Annotated in this window: 8 protein-coding genes; 3 read left to right on the plus strand and 5 right to left on the minus strand. The window is 39.9% G+C overall.

The genetic code is table 11. The features are described 5' to 3' along the window. The first annotated feature begins 609 nt into the window (after window positions 1-609). From ADH54_RS05535 to ADH54_RS05545, 3 genes are all read left to right on the plus strand, one after another. The gene (locus ADH54_RS05535) at window positions 610-1206 is read left to right on the plus strand and encodes a hypothetical protein (RefSeq protein WP_049524349.1); all 597 of its coding nucleotides are present in this window, start codon (window positions 610-612) and stop codon (window positions 1204-1206) included. A gap of 2 nt (window positions 1207-1208) precedes the next feature. After that, window positions 1209-1433, plus strand: a complete 225-nt coding sequence (locus ADH54_RS05540) for a helix-turn-helix transcriptional regulator (RefSeq protein ID WP_042769224.1) — start codon at window positions 1209-1211, stop codon at window positions 1431-1433. A 305-nt stretch (window positions 1434-1738) separates the two neighbouring features. Continuing rightward, window positions 1739-2542: a peptidylprolyl isomerase gene (locus ADH54_RS05545; protein WP_049524350.1), complete on the plus strand. Its 804-nt coding sequence runs from the start codon at window positions 1739-1741 to the stop codon at window positions 2540-2542. A gap of 54 nt (window positions 2543-2596) precedes the next feature. On the opposite strand, the gene ADH54_RS05550 is transcribed toward ADH54_RS05545, so the two are convergent. The 5 genes from ADH54_RS05550 to sodA all read right to left on the minus strand — a co-directional run bounded on the left by ADH54_RS05550 (window position 2597) and on the right by sodA (window position 7020). Then, window positions 2597-4138, minus strand: a complete 1542-nt coding sequence (locus tag ADH54_RS05550; protein WP_049524351.1) for an ABC-F family ATP-binding cassette domain-containing protein — start codon at window positions 4136-4138, stop codon at window positions 2597-2599. A 1-nt stretch (window position 4139) separates the two neighbouring features. Beyond that, a complete protein-coding gene (locus ADH54_RS05555; protein WP_049524352.1) occupies window positions 4140-4622 on the minus strand; it encodes a VanZ family protein in 483 nt (160 codons plus the stop codon). After that, window positions 4622-5707, minus strand: coding sequence for a 23S rRNA (adenine(2503)-C(2))-methyltransferase RlmN (gene rlmN / locus ADH54_RS05560; protein ID WP_049521875.1), 1086 nt, complete (start codon window positions 5705-5707; stop codon window positions 4622-4624). Before rlmN ends, ADH54_RS05555 begins: the two co-directional genes overlap by 1 nt. A 20-nt stretch (window positions 5708-5727) precedes the next feature. Next, window positions 5728-6258, minus strand: a complete 531-nt coding sequence (locus ADH54_RS05565) for a YutD family protein (RefSeq protein WP_049524353.1) — start codon at window positions 6256-6258, stop codon at window positions 5728-5730. Window positions 6259-6414: 156 nt separating this feature from the next. After that, window positions 6415-7020: a superoxide dismutase SodA gene (gene sodA / locus ADH54_RS05570; protein ID WP_000974733.1), complete on the minus strand. Its 606-nt coding sequence runs from the start codon at window positions 7018-7020 to the stop codon at window positions 6415-6417. Window positions 7021-7198: the final 178 nt, after the last annotated feature.

Consider the following 7198-nt stretch of genomic DNA (forward strand, 5'->3'; position numbering starts at 1 on the left):
AAAGCACTGCTTTGAGGTTGTAGATAAGACTGACGAAGTCAGTTACATATATCTACGGCAAGGTAAAGCTGACGTAGTTTGAATTTGATTTTCGAAGAGTATTAGAAACATTTTATAAAGATCACCAAGTCAAGCTCTTCATCTCACCTGAACGTGATTTGGATGCTTGGTTCCTAAATCCCAAGCCCGTTCCCAAGCTAAATATCAAGAATTTTAAGAACGATATCTACTGATTGATTTCAAAAAATATGAATCAATAGATTATAAATAGGGGAATAATTTAGTTCTGTAAAAATTAACTTCTACACCTACAAAGCTTATTTTTAGACTTTATAACAGTCTAAGAAAAAAGTAGAGATTCATACAATATCCAGATTTTTCAAAAATTCTTTATCATCAAATATTGTTAACGAAACTATCCAAACCAAATCCGATGCATTGCTTCAAAGAATTCTTTAGTTGTTTGACTAGCGAGGGTTTTTATTAAAAAATTTTTTCAAATAATTGCCACCTTGGCACATAAATTCTTGCTTTCTAAATTTAAATGTGATATATTTGTAACATAAAATTTAAGTGTTATATATTTATAACACAAAAAAGGAGTCTATCATGAAAAAAAGTCAAAAAATGCGTGGCCTCATTGCAATGATTGCCGTAGCTCTCTTTATTGATTTTATTGTTTTATTTGGTTCTAATCTTAGTTGGGGACCCAAGTTAGTTATTACTGGTATTTCAGTACAATGTCAAATTGTAGCTATTTGGAGCTGGCTACATATGAAACTATGGTCTCATAAAAGTCAGAAAGGTAAGGGAAAGATTATTTTTGACTTGTCTGCTAAGCTTTACACGATACTTTTGTTTGCAGCAAGTATTTTTTATACATTAGGAATTTGGGTTGCGACCCCAAGCGAAAGTTCTGGTATTAAAGAATGGATTTTGGGAATTGGCCTCGTTATTGAAGTAATTTTATTTGCTTTTTTCTGTTTGAAAAATGTCAAGGAAACTCCGGACGAACGCTTTTATGCTAATTTAGCCAAGGCAGCTAGCTTGATGTTTGTTTTTATACTAGGCGCACTGATGATCCTAGCAGTTATCATTGGATATATGGGGTCTCTCACTCTTTACATGGGACAGATATTTTTTAGCATAGCTGCCTTGATTTGCATCTTTGCGGTTGTCTATCTTATCTTGGAACGGAGAGGATAAGTATGGCCAAAGAAAGCAATATTATTACTAATCTCAAATCTGTTCGTGAGTCCACAGGCATGACCCAGCAGGAGTTAGCCGACCTCATCGGCATGCGACGCGAGACAATTCTGCACTTGGAAAATAACCGTTACAATCCTTCACTGGAAATGGCTCTTAAAATTGCTCAAGTTTTTAATTTGAAAGTAGAAGACCTCTTTGAACTCAGACAGAAAGAGGAAGCATAATTCTTTTCGAGACCTAGTATTAAGTTCATTGATTAATTAGGAATTGAAGCAAAAAGAAAAAATCCTTTGAAAATGTGCTCTTTTAAAATATAGTAATTCTTTCAAATTAACGTTTGCTAATTGTGATGCTTTACGAGCTTTCTTAAGATCTGGTTCCCTAAATGCTTTGAGTACACTTATGGTATTGATGCCCCTAAGCAAGCGACTTTCTGATTGGCTTCCTCTTAAACTGTCTTGTCACTAATATTTGAAATCCCCTTCCTTTTAGGGTACAATAGTAGAAATGAATTTTTGAGAGGAATAGAATGAAAAAACTAGCAACCCTTCTTTTACTATCCACTATAGCCCTAGCTGGGTGTAGTAGCATCCAACGTAGTTTGCGTGGCGATGACTATGTAGATTCTAGCTTGGCCGCTGAGGAAAGCTCCAAAGCAGCTGCCCAATCTGCCAAGGAGTTAAATGATGCTTTGATAAACGAAAACGCCAATTTCCCACAACTATTTAAAGAAGTTGCTGAAGACGAGGCTGAAGTGATTCTCCACACAAGTCAAGGAGATATCCGTATCAAACTCTTCCCTAAACTCGCTCCTCTAGCGGTTGAAAACTTCCTCACTCATGCCAAAGAAGGCTACTATAACGGCATTACCTTCCACCGTGTCATCGATGGCTTCATGGTTCAAACTGGAGATCCAAAAGGGGACGGTACAGGTGGTCAGTCCATCTGGCATGACAAGGATAAGACTAAAGACAAGGGAACTGGTTTCAAGAACGAGATTACTCCTTATCTCTATAACATCCGTGGTGCTCTTTCTATGGCTAATACTGGTCAACCAAACACCAATGGCAGCCAGTTCTTCATCAACCAAAACTCTACAGATACCTCTGCTAAACTCCCTACAAGCAAGTATCCAAAGAAAATCATCGAAGCCTATAAAGAAGGGGGAAACCCTAGTCTAGATGGCAAACACCCAGTCTTTGGTCAAGTGATTGACGGTATGGATGTTGTAGATAAGATTGCTAAAGCCGAAAAAGATGAAAAAGACAAGCCAACTACTGCTATCACAATCGACAGCATCGAAGTGGTGAAAGACTACGATTTTAAATCTTAAAAACCAAAAAATACAGTATCCACATTCGGTACTGTATTTCTTTTACTCTCATTCTTAAGTTAAATTATTAAAATCCCAGATTTGGTCCATCCAGCCTTCATAGAAGTCTGGTTCGTGACAGACCATAAGAATAGATCCCTTGTATTCTTTGAGAGCGCGTTTGAGTTCATCCTTGGCATCCACATCCAAGTGGTTGGTCGGCTCGTCCAGCACTAAAACATTGTTTTCACGATTCATCAAGAGACAGAAACGAACCTTGGCTTGTTCCCCACCTGACAAGACCTGAATTTGACTTTCAATATGCTTGGTTGTCAGACCACAACGAGCAAGGGCTGCACGGACTTCTGCTTGGTTAAGTGCAGGAAAAGCATTCCAGACAGCCTCTAGTGGTGTTTGGCGATTACCGCCTTCTACTTCCTGTTCAAAATAACCGAGTTCTAGGTAGTCACCGCGCTCCACTTCCCCAGCAATAGGCGGGATAATTCCCAAGAGAGACTTCAAGAGAGTTGTTTTCCCGATACCATTTGCCCCGATAATAGCAACCTTTTGATTGCGTTCAAAGGTAAGATTTAAAGGCTTGGTCAGAGGACGGTCATAACCAATCTGCAAATCCTTGGCTTGGAAGATAAAGCGCCCTGGTGTACGAGCCGGTTTGAAATCAAAGGATGGTTTTGGTTTCTCACTTTGCAGCTCGATAATATCCATCTTATCCAATTTCTTCTGGCGGGACATGGCCATGTTTCGTGTTGCAACACGTGCTTTGTTTCGAGCCACGAAGTCCTTGAGGTCCGCAATCTCTTTCTGCTGGCGTTCATAGGCTGCCTCTAGCTGAGATTTCTTCATAGCATAGACTTCTTGGAACTGGTAGTAGTCACCAGAGTAACGTGTCAGCTGTTGATTTTCCACATGATAGACAATATTTATAACATCATTTAGGAATGGAATGTCGTGTGAAATAAGGACAAAGGCATTCTCATAGTTTTGGAGATAGCGCTTAAGCCAGTCAATGTGCTCAGCATCCAAGTAGTTGGTCGGCTCGTCCAAAAGCAAGATATCAGGCTTTTCAAGGAGAAGTTTAGCCAAAAGCACCTTAGTTCTTTGCCCACCTGACAAAGAAGTTACATCTGTATCCATGCCAAAGTCCATGACGCCAAGGGCACGCGCTACTTCGTCAATCTTAGCATCCAAGGTATAGAAATCACGACTCTCCAAACGGTCTTGGAGTTCGCCAACTTCTTCCATGAGAGCATCAACATTCGCACCGTCTTCAGCCATTTCCATATAGAGATCATTGATACGAGCTTCAGCTTTGAAAAGCTCATCAAAGGCCGTACGGAGAACATCGCGAACAGATTGTCCTTCAGCAAGGACAGAGTGCTGATCCAAGTAACCAGCAGTCACATATTTGGACCACTCAACCTTCCCTTCATCTGGCAGCATTTTACCAGTTACAATGCTCATAAAGGTCGATTTCCCTTCACCATTAGCACCGACCAAACCGATATGTTCCCCCTTTAGGAGACGGAAGGACACATCTTCAAAAATTGCACGGTCACCAAAACCGTGACTCAGATTTTTAACTTCTAAAATACTCATTTTAATTCCTTATCTTGTTTTTATGTATTCGTTTATAAAGTAGCCAAGCCAGATAGCCACCCAAGGTATTGGTCCACAAATCATCAATCTCAAAGACGCGATTAAAATCAAAGAAAAAGTCCAAAACTAACTGCGTACACTCAATTCCAAGACTTAAGAGAAAACTGAAAACAATGACTTTTTTTGTCTGTCTTAAGGAAGGAAACAGATAGATAAGTTGAAAGACCAGAGGAAAAAGCAAGGAGACATTGAGGATATTTTGTAGAAAAAGCCAACATAATTGTCCTATCTCACTCACTTCACCCAGTTTCCAGAGAGAATTGAAAGGAGTCAAAAGAAAAACCAGGCGTCCAAGATGCTGAATACCTGGAGTTTCCACCCCCACGGGAGAATGTTCTTGAGGAGTAAAGCAAAAGTAAATGATACAAATGCTATAGAAAATGACTCCCCAGACCAAAACATGATTATAAGTCTTCTTCATCATTAAGGATTGACTGCTGCGACTGCTTTCTGGCGGTCACGTTTCATTGTATTAGAACGCAATTGTCCACAAGCTGCATCAATATCGGTACCATGCTCTTGACGAACCACACAGTTGACCCCTTTTTTCTTAAGCGTATCATAGAAGGCCAGGACGCGCTCTTTAGGACTACGGCTATATTGGTCATGCTCACTAACTGGGTTATAAGGAATCAAGTTTACATAAGACAATTTCTTAATATTCTTGAGCAATTCAGCCAATTCCAAGGCTTGTTCTACACCGTCATTTACTTCATTGAGCATGATATACTCAAAGGTCACACGACGATTTGTTGTTTCGATGTAGTACTCAATAGCAGCAAAGAGTTTTTCAATCGGAAAGGCACGGTTAATCTTCATGATGCTTGAGCGCAATTCATTGTTAGGTGCGTGAAGGGAAACGGCAAGATTGACCTGAACACCTTCATTAGCAAAATCACGAATTTTATGGGCCAAACCTGAGGTTGAAACCGTGATGTGACGAGCACCGATAGCCATTCCCTTGTCATCGTTGATAGTACGAACGAAATTCAAGACATTGTTGTAGTTATCAAATGGTTCACCAATCCCCATGACAACGATATGGCTGACGCGTTCATCCTGACCACGCTCATCAAAGTATTTCTGAACCAGCATGATTTGCGCTACGATTTCACCGTTATTGAGGTCGCGTTGTTTCTTGATCAAACCAGAAGCGCAGAAGGTACAACCGATATTACAGCCAACCTGAGTGGTCACACAGACTGACAAACCATAGTGTTGACGCATGAGTACTGTCTCAATCAACATACCATCAGGCAATTCAAAGAGATATTTAACTGTCCCATCGGCAGACTCTTGAACGATACGTTGTTTCAAGGGATTGACCACAAACTGGTTATTGAGCTTAGCAATCAAATCCTTGGAAAGGTTGGTCATTTCTTCAAATGACTGGACACGTTTACGATAGAGCCATTCCCAGATTTGATCTGCACGGAATTTCTTTTCTCCTTGCTCCAAAACCCATTCCTGCATGGTTTGACGTGTTAAACTATAAATTGACGGTTTCATTTCTTCTCCTTATTCTCTACTCACTTCTGACGAATGACAAAATGACGTTGCCCCTTGTCCTCTTTCTGAGAATGCTGGTCTTTCTGACGACGTCTATTTTTCTTATCTGCATTCGGTTTTCGTTTGGTTTGAGTCGGCTTCTTTCCTTTTTTAGAAGGTGTTTCTTCTTCCTTCTTACGCATTTTCTTGTCAAATGATGCTCGCTTAGGGGCTTCATTTTCTAAGACAAAATAGGCACAACCATAACTACAATACTCTAAAAGGTAGTCTTGTAAACGACTGATTTTTTCAAGATTTTCCTCTGTTCGGTCATCCTTGTAAAAACCTCGTAGGCGAAGCTGTTCATTACTCCAGTCCCCAACGATATAATCAAACTTGGTTAAGACTTCTGAAAAACGCTGATTAAAAGCCGTCACATCAAAGGCATCCTTGATATTTTCCACCAAGGAAAAAGCTATCCCTTCCGTTTCAACCTTGTCCCCATGTAAATGGAACTCAGGACCAGGAAACTTGTTATAGTTGTATAATTCAGGTGCAATTTCTTTTCGCATAGATATCCTTTTTTCACGATTACTTAATACTTTATTCTACCATAATTTCTAGCAGTTAGCACGTTTCTCATAAAAATGAAAAAAGTCTGACGATTTTGTCAGACCAAAATAATACAACCTTAAAAAGAGAAGAACAATTCTTCCCTACAACTATCATTATTTAGCAGCTGCGTACAATTCATCTACTTTGTTCCAGTTGATTACTGAGAAGAAAGCTTTGATGTAGTCAGGACGCACGTTGCGGTATTTCACGTAGTAAGCATGTTCCCAAACGTCCAAGCCCAAGATTGGTTTTTTACCTTCTGAGATTGGTGTGTCTTGGTTTGCTGTTGAAGTCACTTCAAGTTTACCTTCTTTGTTAACAACCAACCATGCCCATCCTGAACCGAAACGAGTTGTTGCTGCTGCAGTGAAGGCTGCTTGGAATTCTTCAAATGAACCAAATGTTGCATCGATTGCTGCTGCCAGTTCTGCTGATGGAGCAGTTTTTTCAGGAGTCATCAATTCCCAGAAAAGAGCGTGGTTCAAATGTCCGCCGCCATTGTTGATAAGTGCTTGACGGATATCAGCTGGAATAGATTCTACATCAGCAAGCAAGGCTTCAAGGTCTTCACCGATCTCAGGGTGTTTTTCAAGAGCTGCATTAGCATTGTTGACATAAGTTTGATGGTGTTTGTCATGGTGCAAGTGCATTGTTTCCGCATCGATGTATGGTTCCAAAGCGTCGTATGCATATGGAAGATCTGGTAAGATAATAGCCATCTGTAATACCTCTTTTTCTTTCTATATGAAAATGATAACGCAAATATTCACTTTTTTCAAGTTTTTTGCTTATAGATGAAAAAATCACTGAAATACTTTTTAATAATACTCTTCGAAAATCTCTTCAAACCGCGTCAACGTCGCCTTGCCGTAGGTATGGTTACTGACTTCGTCAGTT

Origin of the sequence: Streptococcus pseudopneumoniae, from assembly GCF_001072315.1 — a bacterium.
GTDB lineage: Bacteria > Bacillota > Bacilli > Lactobacillales > Streptococcaceae > Streptococcus > Streptococcus pseudopneumoniae_R.